7 protein-coding genes are annotated in these 25,061 nt (G+C 70.8%); all 7 read left to right on the top strand.

The genetic code is table 11. From position 1 onward, the window contains the following. Positions 1–22 precede the first annotated feature (22 nt). The 7 genes from PP1_RS27355 (at position 23) to PP1_RS27325 (ending at position 25,058) form a co-directional block, all read left to right on the top strand. Complete coding sequence (locus PP1_RS27355; protein ID WP_202796456.1) at positions 23–2,818, top strand: helicase-related protein; 2,796 nt, start codon at positions 23–25, stop codon at positions 2,816–2,818. Then, positions 2,815–7,569, top strand: coding sequence for a restriction endonuclease subunit M (locus PP1_RS27350; protein WP_010241039.1), 4,755 nt, complete (start codon positions 2,815–2,817; stop codon positions 7,567–7,569). The genes PP1_RS27355 and PP1_RS27350 overlap by 4 nt, the downstream gene beginning before the upstream one ends. Then, positions 7,566–13,937: a DEAD/DEAH box helicase gene (locus PP1_RS27345; RefSeq protein ID WP_010241041.1), complete on the top strand. Its 6,372-nt coding sequence runs from the start codon at positions 7,566–7,568 to the stop codon at positions 13,935–13,937. Before PP1_RS27350 ends, PP1_RS27345 begins: the two co-directional genes overlap by 4 nt. Further along, a complete protein-coding gene (locus PP1_RS27340) occupies positions 13,938–16,130 on the top strand; it encodes a UvrD-helicase domain-containing protein (RefSeq protein ID WP_029239940.1) in 2,193 nt (730 codons plus the stop codon). 322 nt (positions 16,131–16,452) lie between these two features. Beyond that, on the top strand, positions 16,453–17,214 hold the full coding sequence (locus PP1_RS27335) for a hypothetical protein (RefSeq protein WP_010241045.1): 762 nt from the start codon (positions 16,453–16,455) through the stop codon (positions 17,212–17,214). A gap of 686 nt (positions 17,215–17,900) precedes the next feature. Further along, a complete protein-coding gene (locus PP1_RS27330; RefSeq protein ID WP_029239941.1) occupies positions 17,901–20,333 on the top strand; it encodes a hypothetical protein in 2,433 nt (810 codons plus the stop codon). 18 nt (positions 20,334–20,351) lie between these two features. Then, positions 20,352–25,058, top strand: a complete 4,707-nt coding sequence (locus PP1_RS27325; protein WP_010241050.1) for a DEAD/DEAH box helicase — start codon at positions 20,352–20,354, stop codon at positions 25,056–25,058. Positions 25,059–25,061: the final 3 nt, after the last annotated feature.

Raw genomic sequence — 25,061 nt, 5'->3', positions numbered from 1 at the left:
CGCGCCCGGTTCGGTGGTCGTGGTGCGGGACGAGGACTGGTTCGTCCAGTCCACCGAGCAGACGGCGGACGGGCTCCTGGTCCACGTCCGCGGGCTCACCGAGCTGGTGCGGGACACCACCGCCAGCTTCTACGCGAGCCTCGACGGCATCGAGCCGCTGGATCCCGCGCAGGCGACCGTCGTGGCGGACGCGAGCCCGCACTACCGCACCGCGCGGTTGTGGGTGGAGTCCACCTTCCGCAAGACCCCGATCCCGCTCGGCGACCGCTCCCTCACCGTCGCGACGCAGGGCCTCGCGGATGCGCTGAGCTACCAGCAGTCGGCGGTCAGGCGGGCCCTCGACCCCGAAAACCTCCGGCCCCGCATCCTGCTGGCGGACGCCGTCGGGCTCGGCAAGACCCTCGAGATCGGCATGATCCTCTCCGAGCTGGTCAGGCGCGGGCGGGGCGAGCGGATCCTGATCGTCACCCCGCGGCACGTGCTGGAGCAGATGCAGCACGAGATGTGGACGCGGTTCGCGCTGCCCTTCGTCCGCCTCGACTCCGCGGGCATCCAGCGGGTGCGCCAGAAGCTGCCCGCCACGCGCAACCCGTTCACCTACTTCAAGCGCGTGATCATCTCCATCGACACGCTCAAGTCGGACCGCTACCTCGCGAGCCTCAAGAAGCAGCGCTGGGACGCCGTCGTGATCGACGAGTCCCACAACCTCGCCAACAACGCCACGCAGAACAACCGGCTCGCCCGCATCCTCGCCCGCAACGCCGAGGCGCTGATCCTGGCGTCCGCCACGCCGCACAATGGGAAGAAGGAGTCGTTCGCCGAGCTCATCCGCCTGCTGGACCCGTCCGCGGTGCCGCCGTCCGGCGAGCTGAACGCCAAGGAGATCGAGCACCTCGTCATCCGACGCCACCGGCACAGCCCCGAGGTGGAGTCGGTCGTCGGGGCGGACTGGGCCGAGCGGCAGCCCCCGCACAACGTCCTGGTGCCGGCGAACCCCGCCGAGAACGCGATCGCCCGCGAGCTCGAGGACGTGTGGCTCTGGCCCGAGAAGGGCGCGAGCCCCTACTCCGGCAAGAACTCCGCGCTGTTCCCCTGGACCCTGGCGAAGGCATTCCTCTCCTCCCCCGCGGCACTGCAGGAGTCGATCAAGGAGCGCACGAATCGCCTGGGTCCGGACTCCAAAGCCGATGTCGAACGCGCAGCCCTGCAGCGCCTCATGGACCTCACCGAGGAGGCTCTCGCGCAGCCCTCGGCCAAGTACACGGCACTCGTCGAGCACCTGAAGAGCACCGGCGTCGGCAAGAACTCCCCGAAGCGGGCCGTGGTGTTCGCCGAGCGCGTCAAGACCCTGCGCTGGCTCGCCGAGAAGCTCCCGAGGGATCTCGGCCTGCCCGCGGACGCCGTCGAGAGCATGCACGGCGGCCTGGCGGACGACGAGCAGCAGCGCGTGGTCCGGGAGTTCAAGCAGGAGAGCGCGAAGGTCCGGATCCTGGTGACCGGGGACGTCGCCTCGGAGGGTGTGAACCTGCACGCCCAGTGCCACGAGCTGGTGCACTACGACATCCCGTGGAGCCTGATCCGCATCGAGCAGCGCAACGGCCGCATCGACCGCTACGGCCAGAAGCACCCGCCGCGCATCACCGCCCTGCTCCTCGACCCGGCGAGCGAGCGCTTCGCCGGGGACGTCCGCATCCTGCGCAGCCTCATGGAGAAGGAGAGTGAGGCGCACACCGCCCTCGGGGACGCGGCCTCACTCATGGGCTCCTACGACGTGAAGGCCGAGGAGGAGCAGATCCGCAGCGTGCTGGCGCGGGAGAAGTCTCTCGACGACGTCGTGCGTACCCCCGCGCAGGTCCAGGCCGGAAGCGACCTCTCCAGCCTGTTCGCCCAGCTCAGCAATGCCGCCCCGACGCCCGAGCCGGTCCCGACGGTCGTGCCCACCGCGGGCACCGGCCTCTTCGAGGACGACTTCGCCTACCTCGACACCGCCCTCGCCGCCGCGTTCACCGATCCCACTAACCCCGTCTCGAACGACGGCGTGGACTGGCGGCCGAACACGGGCTTCGGTACGGCCTCGCTGACGCCGCCAGAGGACCTCGCCCAGCGCCTCGACGTCCTCCCCCAGACCTACATCAGCGAGCGCAGGGTGACGAAGACGCTCACGTTGGCCACGACGGTCGCCCGCGGCAAGCATCGGCTCGCCGAGGCGCTCAAGGACGAGACCGGATCGAACTGGCCGGACGCCCACTACCTCAGCCCGCTGCACCCCGTCCTCGGGTGGGCCGCGGACCGGGCGCTGTCGTCGTTGGGCCGCAACGAGATCTTCGCCGTCCGCGGTGAGGTCGAGGACCCGACGGTGCTGCTGCTCGGCACGCTCACCAACCGGGGCGGCGAGATCGTGGCCGCGACCTGGTTGAGCGCGGCGTTCCCGGTGCCGGACTTCGCGCTGCTCACCCCGCACGAGTCCGCGGCGGCGATGCTCGCCTCGGTCGGCTGGGACCGCAGGCGCGACAACCCCGGGGGTGTCCAGAACGTCGCGGACCTGCAGCGGCTCGTGCCTCCCGCCGTCGAGAAGGCGCAGGCGCAGATGGGGTCGCTGGTCGCCGCCAATGAAGCGGACGTCGCCCGTCGGGTGGACTCCTGGTCCCAGCGCCTCGATCGGTGGGACGCCGAGGCGGAGAAGGCCACCCAGAACGCGGGCTTGAAGCAGCGCCGGGTCACGGTGGCGCAGGAGAAGGAGCTGGTGGAGGCGATGCGACCGGACCGGCAGCTCGTGCGGCCGCTGCTCGTCGTGGTCCCGGAGGGGGAAGCCCAGTGAGCGGGTCGGACGCGATCCTCGTCGGCGAGAGCTGGATCTCCGAGCACTACTTCGGCTCCGAGGCCACCGCGCAGTCGTTCCACGCCGAGGTCCTGGCCCGGCGCAAGGCGTGGGACGCCGAAGAGAAGGCCGACCGACCCACCCCGCGCACCCGGTTCACGAAGGTCCGGCAGAAGCTGGAGGTCGACCTCGCCGCGCTGGCCGAGCTCGCCGACCGCGAGTCCGCCGTGGTGCAGGACGACGAGACCGTCGCCAAGGCCGCCCGCGAGGTCTACACCGAGATCGTGCAGGTCCTGGAGCTGCGCCAACACGGCCTGCAGGTCGCCGAGACCGGGCCGCTGTGGCGGATCTCCGCGGCGGGCATCACCGAGCGGGCGCCGCTGGCCGTAGTGCTCGCCCGCCCCGCCGTCACGCACGAGGACGCCCTGGCGAAGGACCAGCCCACGTTGCTGGAACCGCTCGCGCTGGAGGAGGACGGGCCAGAGTTCACCTCCGCCGCGCGGCTGGTGTCGGCGCTGTTCGTCGACGAGTCCGCCGCCCCGGACCTCGCCCTGATCCTGGCCGGGCGGTGGATCATCCTCGCCGAGCAGGAGCGCTGGGCCGAGGGCCGCTACCTCGCCGTGGACCTGCAGCTGATCTGCGAGCGCAACGAGACCAAGCGCGGCGGGGAGATCGACCGTGCGCTGACCTGCCTGTCCGCCGAGTCCGTCGCGCCGGACGCCGCCGGCAAGCTCTGGTGGCTGGAGACCCTCGAGAAGTCGGTCAAGCACACCGTCGGGGTGTCCAAGGACCTCCGCGAGGGTGTGCGGCTGTCCATCGAGATCATCGCGAACGAGGTGGTGGCCCGGCGCAAGACGCAGGGTCTCGACCCGCTGCCGGGTGCGGATGCGAACGAGCTGGCCAAGCAGTCCCTGCGGTTCCTCTACCGCGTGCTGTTCCTGCTCTACGCCGAGGCTTCCCCCGAGCTGGGCGTGCTACCCGCCGGTGCCGCGGAGTACGACGCCGGCTACAGCCTCGACCGCCTCCGCGAGCTGGTGCAGGTCGAGCTCGCCACCCCGCGGGCGCAGGCGGGCACCCACCTCTACGAGTCGCTGGCGGTGCTGTTCGGGCTGGTCGACACCGGGCACGCGCCCGCGGTGGTCACGTCCGAGTCCGACGACGAGGACGGGGCCGGCCCCTCCGACGGGCTCCACTTCAACGCCCTGCGCGCGGACCTCTTCCTGCCCAGGGCCACGAAGTTCATCGACGCCGTCGGGCTGGGGAACGCGGCGCTGCAGAAGGTGCTCGCGCATCTCCTGCTCAGCAAGGAGCGCAGCGGGAAGGACCGCGGCTTCATCTCCTACGCCGAGCTCGGCATCAACCAGCTCGGCGCGGTGTACGAGGGCCTGATGTCCTACACCGGCTTCTTCGCCGAGACCGATCTCTACGAGGTCGCGAAGGGCGGGGACAGTAGCAAGGGCTCGTGGGTCGTGCCGGTCAGCCGGTCCGAGGGCATCGCCGCGGCGGACTTCGTGAAGGCCGAGGACCCGCGGACGGGCGAGAAGAAGCCGGTCCTGCACCAGGCCGGGTCTTTCGTGTTCCGGCTCGCGGGCCGGGAGCGCCAGCAGTCCGCCTCCTACTACACCCCCGAGGTGCTGACCCGGTTCACCGTCGGGCAGGCCCTCGAAGAACTGCTCGACCAGGACGGCACACGCACCAGCGCCGAGGAGATCCTCGGCCTCACGGTCTGCGAGCCCGCGCTGGGCTCGGGCGCGTTCGCCATTGAGGCGGTGCGGCAGCTCGCAGAGCAGTACCTCAAGCGCCGGCAGGAGGAGCTCGGCGAGCGCATCGACCCGGACGAGTACCCGCGCCGGTTGCAGGAGGTCAAGGGCTACCTGGCGCTGCACAACGTCTACGGCGTGGACCTCAACGCCACCGCGGTCGAGCTCGCCGAGATCTCGCTCTGGCTGGACACCATGGTCTCCGGACTCTCCGCCCCGTGGTTCGGCCTGCACCTCAAGCGCGGCAACTCCCTGATCGGTGCCCGCCGCGCGGTGTACCGCCGCAGCCAGGTCGCGGACAGGAGCTGGCTCTCCGCGGTGCCTGTCGACCTCCCGCTCACCTCGCTGCCCGCGGACATCGAGGCCGGCCGGATCGCCTCCGACCTCGGCGACGGCATCCACCACTTCCTCCTGCCTGCCGACGGCTGGGGCGCGGCTGCCGACGCCAAGGAGGCCGCGAGCCTGGTCCCGGACGCGGTGAAGAAGCTCAAGACCTGGCGCGGATCCACCAAGACCAAGCCCTCGAAAGCGCAGGTCGCGGCCCTGGCCGAGCTGGCGAACCGCGTAGAGGCGTTGTGGCAGATCAGCTATCGACGCCTGCACATCGCGGAGCAGCAGATCCGGCGGTCCATCCCGGTGTGGGGCGCGGGGTCGCTCCCCGCCGGGGGTGAGGTGACGCGGGAGGAGATCGAAGCATCCCTCGCCGACGAGTCCGGTGCCTACCGGCGGCTGCGTCGCGTGATGGACGCCTGGACCGCGCTATGGTTCTGGCCCCTCACCGACGCTGCGGTGACAGTCGACGGAGTGCGAGTCGAACCGCCCACTGTGGACCAATGGATCGCGGGGCTCCAAGCGCTGCTCGGCCGCAACCCGGAGTTCGGCAAGGAGCACACGAAGAGGGCCGCGAAGACGGCTGGCCAGATCTCGCTCGGTGAGGCGACGAATTGGGAGGAGTTGGGCGAAGCCGAAGAGCTGGCCCTCGACTTCGCCGGCGCCCGCCCGATCAAGGCGCTGTTGGTCGAGCACCCGTGGTTGGTGGTGTGCGAGCGAGTCGCGAAGCAGCAAGGCTTCTTCCACTGGAACCTCGACTTCGCCACCGTGTTCGCCGCTGGTAGCGGCTTTGACCTGCAGGTCGGAAATCCGCCGTGGGTGCGCCCCGATCTCGATGTAGATGCACTCCTTGCTGAGGGCGATCCGTGGTGGAAGCTGTCAGCGAAGCCGAGCCCTTCAGTCGCCGCGCAGAAACGCCAAGCAACACTCGCTCTCAGCGGCCTGTTCGACTTAGTCGTCGACGGCTCGGCAGATGTTTCATGTATAGCTCGATTCCTCAGCTCGGAACCGCAGTTTCCAAGTCTGGCGAAACTTCGACCCGATCTATACCGCTGTTTCATGGAGCAGACTTGGCGCTTGAGAAGTGCGGACGGAAGAATTGGTTTAATCCACTTCGACACCCACATGACAGACGACAAGGCGGGCACACTACGTACAGAAACGTACCTCCGCCTCCGGCGCCACTGGGAGTTCATCAACGAACTCAAGCTGTTCGAAATTGACAACCACAACAGCTATAGCGTGAACGTCTACGGCGAGCGACGCCAGGCAGTCCTATTCAAGAATGCCGTCTCAATCTACCACCCCGATACCGTGGTCAGGTCGCTCGTACACGACAACTCTGGACCAGAGCCAGGGTATAAGGACCTCGACGGCAAGTGGGACGTTCGTCCACACAAAAGCAGAATCACTCTCGTGGACGATGAAACTCTCGGCGTGTGGCATTCAATCCTTGAGAATGCCGCAGGCTCGCGTCGTCGTACGCGAATGCTTTATACCGTCAATCGAGCCGCAGCATCAGTCCTCGAAAACCTGACACGATCTCGGCGCATTGCCAGCCTGAACCTAAAGTTCTGCCCAGGTTGGAACGAGACAACCGATCACGACACCGGATACTTCGATACCGAGTGGGGCACCCCTGAATCGTGGGATGATGTAATCCTTCAAGGCCCACATCTGCACGTAAATAACCCCGCCTACAAGATCCCCAACAAGTCGATGCTCCACAACCGCGACTGGTCGGGCAACGACCTCGAAAAGCTCGCTCCTTCATCGATTCCGACCACCGCATACGCACCCGCCGGAGATCGATACCGATATGACTGCGGATACACAGAGTGGGGCGATGATCAAGATCCGCGGCCAGCGAGAGACTACTACCGAGTTGCATGGCGCTGCATGGCAGCCAATACAGGCGAGCGCACGTTAATGACTGCCTTGATTCCACCCGGGGCTGCCCATGTCGACGGAATCTTCTCGGCCGGCATGCCGGATTCCCCACTATCCGATCTAGTTGCAGCGTGCGGAAGCATGGGTTCACTGCTCAGCGACTTCGCCGTCCGCGTTGCACCGAAGAAACATATTCGCGCCAGTACCGCCAATCGCCTTCCCTATGCAGATGGACCGATGCGCAACGAAGTTCTTTTGCGCACCCTACGTCTCAATGCGGTCGTGGATAGTTACTCGGAGATATGGCGCGGATGCTGGAACTCAGACTTTGGCCACGACACCTGGACGGGCGGTTTCGATTACGCCCGCCGTCCCGCCCTGGGTACCGTCGACCACACCTGGACTGTGGACACCCCGCTCAGGATCGCTGCGGACCGTCGACACGCGCTTGTGGAGATTGACGCAATAGTCGCGCTCACGCTCGGCCTCACCGCCGACGAACTCTGCACCATCTACCGTACCCAGTTCCCGGTCCTCTACGGCTACGACCGCAACACCTACTTCTACGACGCGAACGGCCGCCTCGTACCCAATTCCGTGCTCACCGTCTGGCGTAAGAAGGGCGAGCGGATCTCCGAGGAGGAGCGCACCGCCACCAACCAGGCGGGCAACACCTACGTCTACGAGCTGCCGTTCCAGACTCTCGACCGTGAGCACGACATGCGGGTCGCGTATGCGGAGTTCGAGCGGCGGCTTGCGGAGCGTTCATGAGTGAGCTCCTCCCCACGATCCAGGCCGGGAGCATCCAGCACAGCCTGGTCGACTACCTGACCACGACGTTCGGCCTCACCGATCCCGGCGCCCGCGATGCCCTGGACCGGTTCCTCGGCGATCCCGAGTCCGGGATGTTCAAGGGGCCGTACGTGCGGCTGCGGCTGCCGTTCCGGCCGGCCGAGGAGGGTTGGCGGCAGAGCCTGGAGTGGTACGAGGGGCACACGCCGTACGGGCATCAGGCGGCGGCGTTCGCGCGGCTCTCCTCGCTCACGAATCCCAGGCCGCTGCCCACGCTCGTCACCACCGGAACCGGGTCCGGCAAGACCGAGGCGTTCCTCTACCCGCTCCTCGACCACGTGCTGCGAGCCAAGCGCGAGGGCGTGACCGGGACGAAGGCGTTGATCCTCTACCCGATGAACGCCCTGGCCAACGACCAGGCCGGCCGCCTCACGAAGCTTCTCACCCAGAAGTCGGCGCTGCGCTCGGTCACCGCCGCGCTCTACACCGGGCAGAACGACACCCCGCGCACGATGGTCACCGAGGACGGGCTGATCACCGACCGCGGGATCATCCAGGACGAGCCGCCGGACATCCTGCTCACCAACTACAAGATGCTCGACCAACTCCTGCTGCGGCACGCGGACCGCAACATCTGGCGCGCGTCCGCGACGAGCCTGCGCTACCTCGTCCTCGACGAGTTCCACACCTACGACGGCGCGCAGGGCACGGACGTCGCGATGCTGCTGCGGCGGCTCGGGATGACGCTCAAGAGCTACTGGAGCGACACCGACCCCCGGCTGTCCGATGAGGACCGGGCGCGGCCGCTCGGCCGGATCACCCCCGTCGCCACCTCGGCGACGTTGGGCGACAAGGGCGATCCCGGCGTCATGCTGGACTTCGCCGAGACCGTGTTCGGGGAGCCGTTCGGGCCGGACGCGGTGGTCACGGAGTCGCGGCTCACCCAGGACGAGTGGGCCGAGGGCTCGGCGGCGGTGCTCACCGCGATGGGCTACGCCCCCACCCCGATCTCCGAGCTGCGTGTCGCCGAGATCAACACCGCGCTGGACCGGCTCGGCGAGGATCCCGACGGTGCCGAGCTCGCACGGGCCGTATTCGCGCTGCTCTACGGCAAGGAGCCCGGCGAGTTCGCCACCGCGGGCGCGGACCTGTTGCTGCGGCTGAGTCAGGCGCATCCGCTCGTCGCGGCCATGGCACGGGAGTCCGGGGACGCACTCAGTCTGAGCGCACTCGTCGAGCGGGTCGTGGGTCCGACGGCGACGCCGAGCCTGGCCGCGACCGGGCGCGATCCGGCCTGGGAGAGCCTGTTGTCCCGCGTCGTCGCCGCGTTCGGGCACGTCCGGGCCGCGATAGGGCGCGACGCGCTGTCCGTCGAGGCGCACCTGTGGGTGCGCGAGCTGACCCGCATCGACCGCGCCGCAGACTCGACCGCCGTGTTCCGGTGGGGAGACGACGGCCCACCGACCGGGGTGCACGACGCCGAGGACGTCCGGCCGTCGTTCCCCGCGCTGTACTGCCGGCGGTGCGGGAGGTCCGGCTGGGGCGTCGGATTGGCACCGGTCGGCGGCAGCCTCGCCGCGAACGACGACTCCATCCGCCGCGACCACGCCAGCCGCGAAGGCCGCTTCCGGCCGCTCATGTCCGCGGCCACCGAGGCCGACGCGGTGTTCGGCGGTGAGCCCCCCGCGTCCGGCCTGGCCTGGTTCTCGGTCCGCACCCGCGAGCTGCTCACCGCCACCCCGGCCGAGGATGATCCCGACCTGCGCGACGGCTGGGTGCTGCCCGTGCTCACCCACGCCGGGCAGGAGGCGGACGAGGACTCCCGCAAGGACACCTGCCCCGCCTGCGGGCAGGAGGACGGGATCCGGTTCCTGGGCAGCGCGATCGCGACGCTGCTGTCGGTGTCCCTGTCGACGCTGTTCGGGTCGGCGCAGGTGGCGCCCGGGGAGAAGAAGGCGCTGGTCTTCACCGACTCCGTGCAGGACGCCGCGCACCGCGCCGGGTTCGTGCAGGCCCGCTCGCACACGTTGACCCTGCGTGCGGTGCTGCGCGAGGCCGTCGCGGACGGGCCGCTCACGCTCGACGGCCTGGTCGACGAGGTGATGCGCAGCGCAGGGGACGATGCCTCGGACCGCTACCGCCTCCTCGCGCCGGACTGCGCGGACCGCGAGTCGTTCACTCCATTCTGGACGGCGGAGAAGTACCGCCAGATCCCGATCAGCGTGCGGTCGCGGGTGCAGAAGCGGCTCGCGCTCGACGCGATGCTGGAGTTCGGGCTCAACTCCCGCACCGGCCGCACCCTGGAGCTGACCGGCTCCGCGGCCGTCGGCGTCGAGGCCGGGCAGCCGCCGAAGATGATCGCGGCGGCGCGGAAGGTGCTGGCCGGGGTCTCGGTGCAGACCCGATCGGACACTGTGGACGGTGAGCAGCCGGACCGCGAACTGCTGCAGTGGGTGCGCGGGCTGCTGGACCGGATGCGGTCGCTCGGCGCCGTCGAGCACCCGTGGTTCGAGCGCTACCGCCAGGAGGACGGCAACCGCTGGTGGGTCTCCGGCGGCCGCCCGCGCGGCGACGGGATGCCCGCCTTCCCCAAGGGCCGCCCGGCGCCCGGCTACCCCCGGATCGGCGGGAGCGGAGACCCCGCGGGCGAGGGGCTGGAGCCGGTCACCCCGCCGAAGTCCTGGTACGCGCAGTGGACCTCCCGGGTGCTCGACGTGAGCCCCACCGACGGCGGCAGGCTCGCCCGGCTGCTGCTCGAACAGCTCGCCCGCGACCAGGTGCTCAACTCCATCACCAGCACGTCCGGGGCCGCAGTCTTCGCCATTCCGGCGGGCGGCGTCGTCGTCAGCCCGACGTCGGCCGAGGATCTCGCGGCGGGGCGGAACCTGCTGGTCTGCGGCACCTGCCGGGCGCCGGTCACCGGGTCGACGACCACGGTGGAGCAGCTGACCGGCGCCCCCTGCATGCTGGTGACCTGCACCGGACGGCTGCAGGCGAGCCCGCTGGCGGAAAACTTCTACCAGCGGCTCTACGCCTCGCCGGACATGCGGCGGGTCGTCGCGCGGGAGCACACGAGCCTGCTGGAGGACGAGGTCCGGCTGGCCTACGAGAACGGGTTCAAGGGCGCGCAGGACAGCCCGGCGGCGCCGAACGTCCTGGTCGCCACGCCGACCCTGGAGATGGGCATCGACATCGGCGACCTCTCCGCCGTCGTCCTGGCCTCGCTCCCCCGTACCGTCGCCTCCTACCTGCAGCGCGTCGGCCGCGCGGGCCGGCTCACCGGCAACGCGCTCAACCTCGCGTTCATCACCGGGCGCGGCGAGCAGCTGCCCAAGCTCGGCGACCCGCTCTCGGTGATCAACGGCGAGGTCCGGCCTCCTGCGACCTACCTGCGCGCCGAGGAGATCCTGCGCCGCCAGTACACCGCGCACCTCGCGGACGAGTTCGCCCGCGACGAGACCCGGCCCCACCCCCGTCGGGCCCGCAGCGCCATCGGCTCCAGTCAGCCCGGCACGTTCCTCGGCGACCTGATCGGCCACGCCGAGACCCACGCGTCGGCGCACCTCGACCGCTTCCTCGGCGCGTTCGGCGCGTTGCCGGACGACGTCGTCGGGGCACTACGGGCATGGCTGGCCGCGCCCGGCGGGCCCGGGACCAGCGCGTTCGCCGCCCAGGTGCACGCGGCGAGCGGCCGCTGGCAGGGCACCGTCGAGGAGCTGAAGCACCGGCAGCAGGCGATCGACGACGCCCTGCCCGCCCTCATCGCGCAGGCGCAGTCCAGCGCCGCCACCGAGGACGACCGGCGCGCCCAGCGCTCGGCCGAGACCGCGCGGAAGCTCACCTCCGGGCAGCTCGCGCACCTGCAGGGCGAGTACTGGATCGGGGTGCTCGAGGAGTACGGGCTGCTGCCCAACTACACGTTGCTCGACGACAACGTCACCCTCGACGTCGGGCTGAGCTGGATGAACCCCGACTCGAAGGAGTTCCAGACCGACCACGCCCGGATCCAGCGCGGCTCCGCGCAGGCCATCCGGGAGTTCGCGCCCGGCGCCCGCTTCTACGCGCGCGGGCTGGAGATCACCATCGACGCCGTCGACCTCGGGGTGGACGGGGTGGCGATCCGGCCGTGGGTGTTCTGCCCGGCCTGCGGCTACGCCGTCGACGTGGCCCTCGAAGGGAAGGCGAAGGCCGTCCCGAGCTGCCCGCGGTGCGGGAGTAGCGGGGTCGGGGACATGGGGCAGCGGCTCGGGGTCGTCGAGCTGGCGCACGTCACCGCGGAGATCCGCCGCGACGAGGCGACGATCACCGACCGGCGCGACCAGCGGGACAACCGCTACTTCCAGGTCGTCACGGCGGCGGACGTGGACCCGGCGGACATCGAGAAGCGGTGGTTCGCCGAGGGCGTCGGGCTCGGCTGCACGTACCTGAAGGCGCTCACGATCCGCTGGGTCAACCTCGGCACCGCCGGGCACGGCGCCACCCGCACGATCGCCGGGGAGGACATCTCCGGCGCCCTGTTCCGGGTGTGCGAGGGCTGCGGGAAGCTGGACACCGACGCGGGCCGGAACAAGGCCCACGAGCACCGGCCGTGGTGCCGGTTCCGGACGTCGACGGACGAGCACACCACGACCGTCGCGCTGTCCCGGACGCTACGGACCCAGGGGCTGCTGCTGCGGCTGCCGAGCGCGGTGACGATCGGAGACGACTTCGCCGCGCCCAGTCTGGCCGCCGCGCTGCTGCTCGGGCTGCGGGAGCAGCTCGGCGGCCACCCGGACCACATCCGGGTGGAGCACGTCGTCGACCCGACGCTCAGCGACGGCTCGGACAACCACGAGGCGATCCTGCTGCACGACGCCGTGCCCGGTGGGACGGGCTACCTGGCGGGGCTCGCGGATGCTGCGACGCTGCGTGAGTTGTTGGGTGTGGCGTGGGAGCGGGTAGGGGACTGCGAGTGCCGCACCGAGCCCCGGCTGGCCTGCCACCGCTGCCTGCTCCCGTTCGTCGCGCCCGGCCAGGTCCGACGGGCGTCCCGGGCGTCGGCGGAACGACACCTGCGCACGCTGCTCGGGTTCCGGCCTGACGATTCCAGCCTCGACGACGTGCCGGCTTGGACGATCACGGAGGTCCCGCCCGCCGAGGACCCCGAATCCCACCTGGAACAGCGCTTCCGGAAGGTGTTCGTGGAGCGGCTGAAGAAGATCGGCGCCGCCACGCAGGAGGTGCCCGGCCCGTTCGGCAACTCCGTGCGGTTCACGATCCCGGGGCAGCCGCGGCAGTGGACGCTGACGCCGCAGGTGAACGTCGAAAACTCGCGCCCGGACTTCGTGCTGGAGACCAACGACGCCTCGGTGCCCGCGGTCGCGATCTTCACCGACGGGCTCACGTTCCACGCGACGGTGACGCACAACCGGCTCGCCGACGACGCCGCCAAGCGGCAGATTCTGCGGGACACCGGGCGGGTGGTGGTCTCGGTGTCGGCGCGGGACGTGGTCGCGGCGGAAGAGGGCTCTGTGACCGCACCGGCCTGGTACTCGGACGCCACCGTCGGACAGCTCATGGCGAACGTGCAGTTCATGGCCTCGCCCGCCGCCTACCAGGCGCTGCGCTCGGGCCCGGTCGACTGGCTGCTCGGCTGGGTGTCCTCCCCCGAGCCGGTGCACGTCCGGTCGGTGGCGCGGGCGGTGCCGATGTTTCTGCTGGCCCAGACCACGGTCGTCCTGCTCCCGGCGGAGGCCGAGCTCTCCGAGGCGGCCCGGAGGGTGCTGTTGGGCACGGACGCGGCGTCCTCAGGTCCACGCAAGGCGATGGTCTGGCGTTCCGGGTCCTGTGCGGTCGCCATCGAGCTGGACGGCCCGCTCGTCGGCACCGCACTCGTCCTCGACGACCGCCCCGAGGTGCTGGACTCCGCGCACGGCGACTCGTGGCGGGAGTGGCTGCAGCTCTCGAACGCGCTCGCCCTGCGCGACTGGCCGACGGCCGTCTCGACGACGACGCTCGGAGCCACGCCCGTTGCCGTCCCGGTGACTGCGCCCGCGATTTCAGCGGTGGCCGATCCTCCGGAGCTTCCCGAAGACTGGGCGCAGGTGGTCGATCAGGCGCGCCCAGGGTCCGAGCGTGAGCTCGTGCTCGCCCTCGCCGCGGCGGGCGCCCCGCTGGCGCCCGCGATCGGCGGGGAGAGCCCTGAGGGGATCATGATCGACGTCGCCTGGCCGAGCCTGAACATCGTCGTCGAGACCCAGGACATGCCCGCCGAGGACCGCACGGACCTGGCGGCAGCCGGTTGGGTCGTCGTCCCGCCCGATCCGGCGGAGATCATCGCGCAGCTCAGCAAGGCCGGGGAGGCGTAAGTGCCCACGCTCATCATGACTAAATGGCCGAAGAAGCTCGACGGCTCGGTGCGATCGAAGGCGATGGCCTTCCTGCAGAAGCTGTCGGCGGACGACACCGTCCCGGGGCTGCACGTCGAGCCGATCCAGGGGGCCGCGGACCCGCGGGTGCGCACCGGCCGGGTCGACGACTTCTGGCGCGCGGTCATGTTCCGCCTCGACGGCGACGGGGAGCGGCACTACGTCATTCACGGGGTCTGGCCGCATGACGAGGCAAACAAGGTCGCCGAACGCGTCCGGCTGAAGGTCAACCCGATCAACGGGCTGCCCCAGATCGAGGAGACGCCCGCGGGGCCGGACGCACCCGCTGTGCCCGAACCGACGGTGCCGGAGCCGGGCGCCACGGTCGTCGCGGAACCGGACGCCGTCGTGCAGGCGGACGAACCGGTCGTCGATAAGCCGCTGCTGGTCCGGCGCGGGCGGACGCGGACCGCGCTCGTCGACCGGCTCGGCCTGCCCGAGGAGATCGCCGACGCGGCCCTCGCCGCGCCGGACGAGGACGCCGTCCTCACCCTCGCGCAGCGGCACGAGGGCTGGATTGGGCTCCTACTCGTTGATCTGACCAGCACGGACTCGATCGACGAGATCCACGACAAGCTCCAGTTGGACGGCCCGGCGCCGACGATCGGCACCGAGGACGACCAGCTCCTCGTCTCGCTCCGCAAGCCGGCCGCCGCCGCACAGTTCGCCTTCATCGACGACCAGGACGAGCTGCGTCGGGTCATCGAGGACGGGGACTTCGGCGCGTGGCGGGTGTTCCTGCATCCCGAGCAGCGCACCTACGTCACGAAGGACTACAACGGTCCGTTCCGGCTGTCCGGCGGCGCGGGGACCGGCAAGACGGTCGTGCTCGTCCACCGCGCGCGGCGGCTGGCCCGGCAGAACCCGCAGGCCCGCATCGTTCTCACGACGTTCACCACGAACCTGGCCGACGCCCTCCGCGAGAGCCTGGCGCAGCTCGACCCGCGGGTGCCACAGGCCGCGAAGCTCGGCGATCCCGGTGTGTTCATCGCGGGCGTCGATGCTCTCGCCGCCGCAGTGATCCGCGGCGGCGACGTGGCGAAGGCCGTGCAGTCGGTGCTGGGCGAGGAGCGGTCCAGCCCGAACGGTCGGGTCCCCGGCACCCGGTGGCGAGCCGTGCTGGACACGGCGAACACCGACCTGCCCCCCGAGATCGCCAACGAGAGCTTCCTGGCCACCGAGTACGCGCTGATCGTCCTGCCGCACGCCGTGCGTACCGAGGCCGAGTACCTCCGCGTCCGGCGCCCCGGCCGCGGCGTCGCACTCGACCGGGGCAAGCGCGCCGCCGTGTGGGCGTTGATCTCCGCCTACCGAGCCCAGAACCGCATCGACGGGACGCTGGACTTCGGCGAGGCCGCCGCCGTCGCCGCCGCGCGGTTGCGAGAGACCGGCCCGCTCGCCGACCACGTCCTGGTCGACGAGGGCCAGGACCTCTCCCCCGCCCACTGGCAGCTGCTCCGCGCCCTCGCGGCCGACGGCACGGACGACCTGTTCATCGCGGAGGACTCCCACCAGCGCATCTACGGCCCGCGGACTGTGCTGAGCCGCTACGGCATCAAGATCGTCGGCCGCTCCCGGCGGCTCACACTCAACTACCGCACGACCGCCCAGAACCTGCACTACGCGCTCTCGATCCTCGACGGCGGTTCCTATGTGGACCTAGAAGAGGAACCTGAGGCGACGGGCTACCGGTCGGCCCGCTCCGGCCCGAACCCGCGGATCGAGCCGGTCACCTCACTGACCGGCGAGCTCGACACGATCGCCGCCCGGTTGACAGGCTGGCTCGAGGCCGGCGAGGCCCCCGAGACCATCGCGGTCCTGGTCCAGGACCGCTTCCAGCGCGAACGCGTGGTCACCGGCCTGACCGAACGCGGCGTCCCGGTCCGCGCCGTGGACCGCGAGCAGCCCACCGCGGGAAAACCACTGGTGATGACCATGCACCGAGCCAAGGGCATGGAGTTCACCAAGGTCGTCCTCGCGGACGTCGGGCAACGCTCCACTGCCGAGACCGCCCGCCTCGCCGTCCTCGACGCGTCCGGCCGCCACGATGCAGAACTCCGCACCCGCTCCCTGACCTACGTCGCCGCCACCCGAGCCCGCGACGAGCTATCGGTGATCCAGCGCGGGGTCTAGCAGCACCGCTCTGCCACGAGCGGCCCCGCCACGCCGATTCTCGTGGCGGACGTTCATGCCGCCGACAGAAGGCGAGCCTCTGCCGCCCGCCGGTGCGGAGATCGTCGTCGACCTGGTCGACTACATCGCGACCGGCGACGCGCATGTTCAGAGCGGATCACCCTCATACCGGACGCGGCGCTGCGGTGGCTTCGCCCGAAGAGGAGCGCGACAGTCATCGAAAGTGATGAAGTCAGAAACGGGCAAACGGTATCGCGCGACACGAGGGTGGATCGGCCGTTCGGCCGCAACACGTCCGGCCGTCAGACCCAAGGAGCACGGGATGTCCGAGACCACCCAGCCGCCTTCCACCGAGTCGTTCGTCACGGGGTACGTCGCGCCGACGATCCCGCCGCAGAACTCATGGCCCGACGAGCCGGTGGCGCCCGCCGCACCTGTTCGGCCGCGTCGATGGCCCCTGCTGTTCGGCGGCATGGCGCTCGGCGGGGTGATCGCTACCGTGCCGGCGGTGATCGTCGCGCTGGCTCTGGCGCCAACCGGCACACCAGCAGCAGGTCCCACGGCGTCCGCCCCGACGGTGTCGGCCTCGTCCCCGACCGGCGGAGGAGGAACTCCGGTCGCGTCCGCCCCCGCGGCGCAGGGTGAGGTGGGTGACCAGCTGACCGATGTGGGCATCACGTTGACCGTGACCTCCGCGGAGTTCGTGCCGAACGTCATGGTGTCCGACAATGCAGGGTCGGCCTCGGCGACCTACGCACCTCAGGGACCGGGTGACGACGCCCGCTACTTCGCCGTCCGGACTCACGTCGTCAATGACGGACAGAAGAGCATCGACCTCACCTGCAGCTCGCCGATCACGAATGCGCTCATCGACGACCGTGGAAGGAAGTTCGACGCGTTCGATGGCCTCTACAAGATCCAGGGCAACCCCTACTGCAACGACGCCGTGCAGCCCGGCTTCGAGGCCGACATGACCTACGTCTACCGCGTTCCGTCGTCGGCCACGATCACCTCGTGGTCCTTCGCCGACGCAGCCGATCCGACCTCGTTCAGCCGTCCCGGCACCATCGTGCAGGTCGGCTGATGACCGCCCGCTGGCTCTGGATCGCTTCCGGCTTCCGCCTACCAGGGTGGGGAGCGGCCGCGGATCGAGTCGAGGCTCGCGGACGGATGCCAGTTTGACTCAGCGCGAAACAGTGGGACGAGGTCCGTCGAGGGCTCGCCGTTCCCGTGTGACCCCTGCGCACGACTGTCACCCATAGGGGTGAAACGATCGCAATCTGCCGCATCCGTACTGAGTCGATCATGCGGGGAGAGGTAGAGATGAAGTCGAGGGGGACGGGCATGGGGCTGCCGACGCTTCGTGATTGCGAAGCGCCCTCGCCCACGCCCGAGTCCGTTGGGCCTCGTGACCTGCTCGACGACTCCGAGCGTCTGTACGACGGGGATCTCGTCGGTGCGATCGGCGCGGACCCCGGCCCGGGCGAAGCCCACCGCCGTGAGCTCCTTCTCCAAGCGCTCGCGGCGTATGAGCGGCTCCGTCTCCGCGAGGCGCCCGATTCCGATCCCGGCACGGTCTTCGCCAGATGGCCCGCCTGCACCCTCGTCGCGACGGCGTGGCTGGCCCGGCGCACTGAGAATCTCGCGACCTCCCTGGAGGCGGTGCTCGGCGGTCCAGCAACCGATTGGCTTGCGGGATGGGCTCACGCATGGCGCATGCACCCGGAACTGCGAGACCACGTTCACTCGCCGGGCCTGACCGCTGCGGTGATGGCCAGCGGCGCCGTCGGGTCGGTGGTCGGTGCTCCACTCCTGCGGCTTGATCTCGAACGAGGTGCACTCGTCGTCGCCTTCCCCGACGAACGCCACGGGGCTTCCGTCATGGTGGGCGGGGGCGAGTGTCCTCGCGCCGGTGGAGGGTTCCTGCTGGCGCGGCCGTCGCGGATCGCGACCTGCACGGACGTGCTCGGTGGCGTCCACGTCGTCGACGTCGTCGACGTCATAGACCCGCTCGTCGTCTTCGACGACACCGGAGCCCAGCTGCCCGCCGGTGCCGCCCTGCCCGCAGGCGAGGTGTGGGTTCTCCACCTCGGCACCCCCACGGCGGACGCGGTCGACGGGACCTGGCAGGTCCTCGAGCACGCGACGCCGCCCGTCGGGTGGTCCCGGTGGTGGATCGCGCGGGTGTCGCTCGCCGGTGCGGCGGCCGTTCGCTCGGCGGTGGACTTCGGCCCGCCACCGGGTTCCTGGCGTCCGGTGCAGAGCACCGCACGAGCCGACCTGTTGCTCGGCGAACCCATCGAGGGGCTCCTGGGGCCGGACGGCGAGCCGGTCCACGGGGACCCCCCGCGGCTCCGTCTGCCCGGGGGCGTGAGCCAGACCTGGACCATCGAGCTGCTCCGCGACGGCGCGGCGCTCCCCCGGCGGTGGACCGCCTTCGGTGGTGCCGTCGTCTCCCTCGCGGACGGGTCGACGGGGCCGTTGGTGGGGCGGTTCCGCGTCGCCGCCTCGGCGCCGGGGCAGTCGCCGGTGCGGGCATCGGTAACCCTCGCCCAGGGCGTCACGCTGACGACGAAGCGCCGACTGCGGCTGCTTCGCGAGAACGGCGGACTCACCTCCGCCGACGTCAGGCTCAGCGCTCCCGCCGGGGTGCTGGTCCCCTCCGTCGTGTCGCTGAAGTCCATCGAGATGCGGACGTCGGTGACGATCCGTGCCGCGGACTCGACGCACCGCCTGGACGCCGTGGTCGAACTCCCCCACTGCGCGCTGCGGCGCCGGGTGGCGGGAGAGAACGGAGGCTGGGGCGTCCGGCCCGAGGCCTTCACCCTCGACGACCTTGCCCACGGCGCGTGCCTCGACGTGCAGCTGCCCGCCCGCCTCCGCGAGGCGCTCGGTCACGTCCCCGCACTGGTCGCCACCGATCCCGCGGGCGGCCGTGAGCAGCGGATCCGCGGGGCGCGAGTGGCCGACGGCGTGTACCGGTACCGGCTTGCCGAGCTGCTCGACTCCGTGCGCTCCGGCGGCAGCCTGGCGCTCTCGCTCGTACTCGGCGACGACTTCACCGCGCAGGTCGCCAGGATCCGCGGTTCCGCCGTGGCCGAGGCGGTGCTCCGCCGCGGCGACGAGCTGCGCCTGGTCGACCGGGACCCCGCACCGGAGCTCGTAGTGCGGGTGACATCGCCGCTCACGCCATGGCTCCGGCCGTGGGAGGTCACTGTCGCGCCCGGCGAGTCCGCCGTCCCGCTCGGCCCGGGTTATGTCCACGGTGGGCTCCTGGACGTCCGGGTCGGCGCACCCCACCTCGCCAGCCGGACAGACCGGTCCTTCCGCATCGGCGACCCGAACCGGGTGCCGACCGCGCTGTCCGGAGTGGAGTTCCAGGCGGCTTCCTACCTGGCCGGCCAGGCGCCCCCGCCCACCGGAGTCGCCGCCTACCGCCTGCTCTGGGCAGCCGCGGACGCAGGCGGACCCGCGACCGACGCGGGCAGCCGAGCGCTCGTCACGCAGGAGTGCGCCGCGGTCCTCGGCGAGCATCCGTACGCCGCGCTGGTCGCCGGGGCCCGTACGGCGATGCCCGCGCACCGAACCGTGCCTATCCTGATCCGCTCCGGGCTCGCCGCCCACCGGTTCGCCCGGGTCGACCGGCCCGAGGCGATCACGCCGCTCTGGGAGAGCAGCCCGCTGCTGTCGCTGCTGCTCACCTCACCGCTGCTGCCCTACCGCAGCGGAGCCGTGGACTGGTCTCCCGCCGAGCTGAGCACGGAGGAGGCCCTGCTCCTCGACGCCGCGGACCGGTATGTCAATCCCGCGGGGTTGGAGATCCTCACCGGTGAGCGACGGTGGGACGGTCCCGTGCCCGCGCAGCCGCTTCTCGACGTGGCGGACGCTCCGCGTCCTGTCGTCACGGCCGCGCTCACCGGGCTGGACGAGCTGCGCGCGTTCGCGCACGCCTCGGCCTTCGGCGAGCTGTTCTCGGTGCTCACGCACGTGCGCGCACCCGGCGCCTCCTCCCCACGGGAGGCCTCGCTCGGGTTCGCGATCGTCGCCCGGCTCGCCGCGCACGGGAACCCGGACGCGGCGGAAGTCGAGCCCGGCCTGCGTGCCGCCTGGCTCGCCGTCGTCGCCATAGACCCCGGCACCGCCGCTTCCGACCTCGCCCTTGCCGAGTACCTCGTCTCCCACTGGCACGCCCACCGTGCCTGACACCGCGAAGGAGCAACGGTGACGTTCGATCCGCTGGAGTCCAGCCGGGAGATCACCCTCGGCTACCGCCGGTACCTGCGTTCCCTGCTTCCCCTGCGCGACGCCTCCCTGGCCTCGGCGCTGGAGCACGTGATCGACACGAGCCCGCTGCTGGCCAAGGGGCCGCTGCTGGAGGCGACGCCCGCCTACGCGCCCGGCACGACCCTGGCGGAGCTCGTGGCCGAGGGGGTGCTCCCGGAGCGGTTCCTGTCCCTCACCGGCCCTGAGCTCCCCGCGGACCGCCCGCTCTACCGGCACCAGGAGCAGGCGATCCGCAAGGTCCGGGCCGGGCGCAATGTCGTGGTCGCCACCGGCACGGGCTCGGGCAAGACCGAGAGCTTCCTGCTGCCGATCCTCGGCCACCTCGCCGAGGAGTCCGCCGCCGGTCGGCTCGGGCCGGGTGTGCGAGCGCTGCTGCTCTACCCCATGAACGCGCTGGCCAACGACCAGATGAAGCGGCTCCGGCACCTGCTCGCGGACTCGCCGGAGATCACCTTCGGCCGCTACACCGGCGAGACCCGGGACTCCGTGCGGGACGCGGAGGCGACCTTCGCCCAGCTCCATCCACACGAACGCCGGCTGCCCAACGAGCTGCTCAGCCGCGCCGAGATGCGCGCCACGCCGCCGCACATCCTGCTGACCAACTACGCGATGCTCGAGTACCTCCTGCTCCGGCCGAAGGACCTCGATCTCTTCGAGGGCGACCACGCCGGGCAGTGGCGGTTCGTCGTCGTCGACGAGGCCCACGTCTACGACGGAGCCAAGGGGGCGGAGCTCGCGATGCTCCTGCGCAGGCTCCGCGACCGGGTGTCGTCGGGCCGGGACCTGCAGGCGATCGCGACGAGCGCGACAGTGGGGGCCAAGGACTCCCCGGCCGCGGTGACCCGCTTCGCGACCGACCTCTTCGACCTGCCCTTCGAGTGGAACGACGACACACCGGGCAGGCAGGACCTGGTGACCTCGACCGTCGTCGCGGCCCCGGACCGACCGACGTGGGGGCCGCTCCCCGCCGGCGACTACGCCCGGCTGGGTGCGCACGTCGATCACACCGACGTGCTGAAGGCCGCCCGCGACCACGGCTGGGACGGGCCCGATGACGCGGTCGCCGCCCTCCGCTCGGAGTCCCGGCTGACCGCGTTCCGCACCGCGCTGTCCACGGGACCACGCCCGTTCGCCGACGTCGCCCGCACGGTCTTCGGTGAGGACGTCGAGCAGGAGCGGCACCTGACCGACCTCGTCCGCCTGGCAGGGGCGCTACGGGCCCCCGACCGGTCCCCGGCGCTCTCGTCGCGGTTCCACCTCTTCGTGCGCGCCACCGAGGGCGCATTCAGCTGCCTCGGCCCGGACGGCCCCCACCTCGGGTTGAGCCGTCGGGAACGCTGCGAGACGTGCGAGCGGGTCGTCTTCGAGCTCGGTGGCTGCCAGCGCTGCGGTGCCGCCCACCTGCACGGCGCGCTCGACGACAGCGGCCCGGTCCCCCGCCACGTCCCGTGGAAGGCGGGCGGGCACCGACGCCACGCCTGGCTGCTGCTGGAGGACGGCGACAGCACCGATCGCACGCCCCACGACGAGGACGACGCCGCACTCGAGGAGGAGAAGGCCACCGAGGGCGACCGGCGTTACCTCTGCACCGGTTGCGGAGCCGTGCACCTCGACCAGCCGCTGAACTGCGGTGCGGGCGACTGCACCGCCGCCGACTTCCGGACGGTCCAGCTGCTGTCGTCCGAGTCCGCAGCCCTCGGCTCCTGTGCTGCGTGCGGGGCGCGGGGCACCCGGTTGATCCGGCTCCTGGAGAGCGGCGGCGAGGCCTCGGCGTCAGTACTCGGCTCCGCGCTCTATCAGGCACTCCCCGCCGCGGACGGGCCCTCGTCGGATCTGCCCGGCAACGGTCGGAAGCTCCTGTTTTTCAGCGACAGCAGGCAGACGGCCGCGTACTTCGCGCCCTACCTGGAGGACACCCACCGCAAACTCGCACAGCGCCGGATCCTTACGATGGCGCTAGCCGACCACCAGCGGATGGAGCGAGAACCGGCGAAGCTCGACGGCCTCGCCCACTACGCCTACCTGGCCGCCAAGCGGGAGGGGGTCTTCGACGAGGACGCCTCCTCCGTCGTCGCCCGCCGCGAGGCCCTCGAGTGGACGGTCCACGAGGTGATCAGCTTCGACGACCGCCAGTCGCTCGAAGGCGTCGGGCTGATGCGCGTCGAGATGGTCCGCAAGGCCTCTTGGGCGCTGCCGGGCTGCCTGGCCGACCTCGGCCTGACCGACGAGGAGGGCTGGGACCTCCTGCAGGAGCTCGTCCGCACCCTACGGTTCCAGGGCGCCATCGACATGCCCGAGGAGGTACCGCCCAACTCGCCGATCTTCGAACCGCGCACCGGCCCCATCTACGTCCGCGGCGACGGCTCCGACGCCAAGCGGAAGGTGCTGAGCTGGCTCCCGACGACGGGGACCAACCGGCGGATCGACTACCTCACCCGTGTGCTCGAGTCCGTGGGATCGACGGCGGCGCCGCGCGCGCTGCTCGACGCGGTCTGGATGGCGCTCGACCCCACCGGGACACCCGGTAAGGAGGGCCCGCACAGCTGGTTCTTGGTCGTCTCGCCCAAGGACCTCGGCCCCGTGCGCAGGCTCAATCACCTACGGTTCCGAATCCGACCGGTCGAGGAACGGGAGCAGCTCTTCCGGTGCGAACGGTGCCGTCGGATGGCCGGGGTGTCCGTGCGCGGGGTCTGCCCCACGCTGCGCTGCGACGGCATGCTCGAGCCGTGGGTCCGGCCCCGCGCCGCGGAGGAGCGCGACCACTACCGGCACCTCTACCTCGACGCCAAGCCGGTGCCCATGAAGGTCATGGAGCACACCGCCCAATGGACGAGCCAGAAGGCCGCCGAGATCCAGGGGCAGTTCGTCCGGGGCGAGGTCAACGCGCTCTCCTGCTCGACGACCTTCGAGCTCGGCGTGGACGTCGGCGAGCTGCAGGCGGTGGTGCTGCGCAACATGCCGCCGTCGACCGCCAACTATGTCCAGCGCGCCGGTCGGGCGGGCCGACGCTCCGACTCCGCCGCTCTCGTGCTGACCTACGCTCAGCGTCGGTCGCACGACCTCACCCGGTTCGCCGAACCGGAGAAGATGATCGCGGGTGAGATGCGTCCGCCGATCGTGCCGCTGGCGAACGTGCGCATCGACCGGAGGCACTCCCACTCCGTGGCAATCGCCGCGTTCTTCGGCACGATGAAACGGCAGTTGGCCCGCGAGTGGACCACCGCGGGCGAGTTCTTCCTGCCGCCTGTTCCCACACCGCCCGACTGGGTCGGCCCGGTCGCCCAACTGCGGCGGTTCCTCACCCCCGTCCCCCGCCGGGTCCGGGACAGCCTGCTGGAGGTCCTGCCCGCGGACGTCGCCGCTGAGATCGACGTCGAGTCCGGCGCCTGGGCCGAGGTCCTCCTGGACCTCGTCGAACAGGCGGGGCAACAGCTCGCGCAGGATGTCGAGGACTTCACCGAACGCGAACGCACCGCCGCGGCCGAGGCGAACTACGCCCTCGCGGGCCAGTGCAAGCGGGTCATCGCCACCCTGCGCAGCCGCCAGCTGATCGGATACCTGGCCAACCGGAACGTGCTGCCCAAATACGGCTTCCCGGTCGACACGGTGGAGCTGCGCACCGACCGGCTGCAGGGTGGCATCGACAAGCCGCTGGAGCTGACCCGGGACCTCACCATGGCGATCAACGAGTACGCCCCGGGTGCCCAGGTGATCGCGGGCGGGTACCGATGGACCTCGGGCGGGGTCTACCGGCTTCCTGGGAAGGACCTCTTCCGGCAGTACTACACCGTCTGCGAGACCTGCGGGCACTACCGGCAGGACGCTTCACCGCCCGCAGCCGAGTGTCCCGCCTGCGAGACCATCCAGACCAAGGCCGCAAAGGCGTACGTGGTGCCGGAGTTCGGGTTCGTCGCCTCGGAGAGCGTCCGTCAAGGATCGGGGCAGGCACCTCGTCGTTCCTGGTCCGGGGCCACCTACATCATCGACTCCCACGCCGACGTCGAGGAGGACGTCGTCCGGTTTCCCACCGGAGCGGAGCTGCGCTGGCGCTCCGGTGCTCGCGGTGAGTTCGTCGTGGTCAACGAGGGCCCGAACCGGGGCGGCTACCAGCTGTGCGACTGGTGCGGGTTCGGCACCTCGATGGTCGCCGGGCGCAAGAAGGCGAAGAGCCACAAGCACCTGCTCAAGGGGACCGAGTGCGCCGGCCCGATGCGGTCGCAGAGTCTGGCGCACCAGTACCAGACGGACTTCGTGGAGCTGGAGCTGCCGCCCGGCACGGCGACCGTTGTCCCCGAGTCGGCGCTGCGGTCCACCGTGTACGCCCTCCTGGAGGGTGCCGCCGCCGAGCTCGAGATCAGCCGGGACGACATCGACGGCACCGTGCACCACGGCGGTGACGGGTTCCCGTCGTTAATCCTCTTCGACACGACGCCGGGCGGGGCGGGGAACACCCCTCGGATCGCGCGGCAGCTGGCCACCGTGCTGGAGGCAGCCGTCCGGCGGGTGGCCTCGTGCGAGTGCGGGCCGGAGACCAGCTGCTATGGCTGTTTGCGCGCCTTCCGCAACGAGCGCTATCACGAGCAGCTCAGCCGAGCGGGTGCCCTCAGCCTGCTGGGCAGGTTCGTCTCGGTCCTCGAGGTCTGAGGG

Source organism: Pseudonocardia sp. P1 (assembly GCF_000178675.2).
In the GTDB taxonomy this organism is placed as follows: domain Bacteria; phylum Actinomycetota; class Actinomycetes; order Mycobacteriales; family Pseudonocardiaceae; genus Pseudonocardia.
Note: the sequence above shows the minus strand (reverse complement) of the source record. Positions and strands in the feature narration are given on the sequence as shown.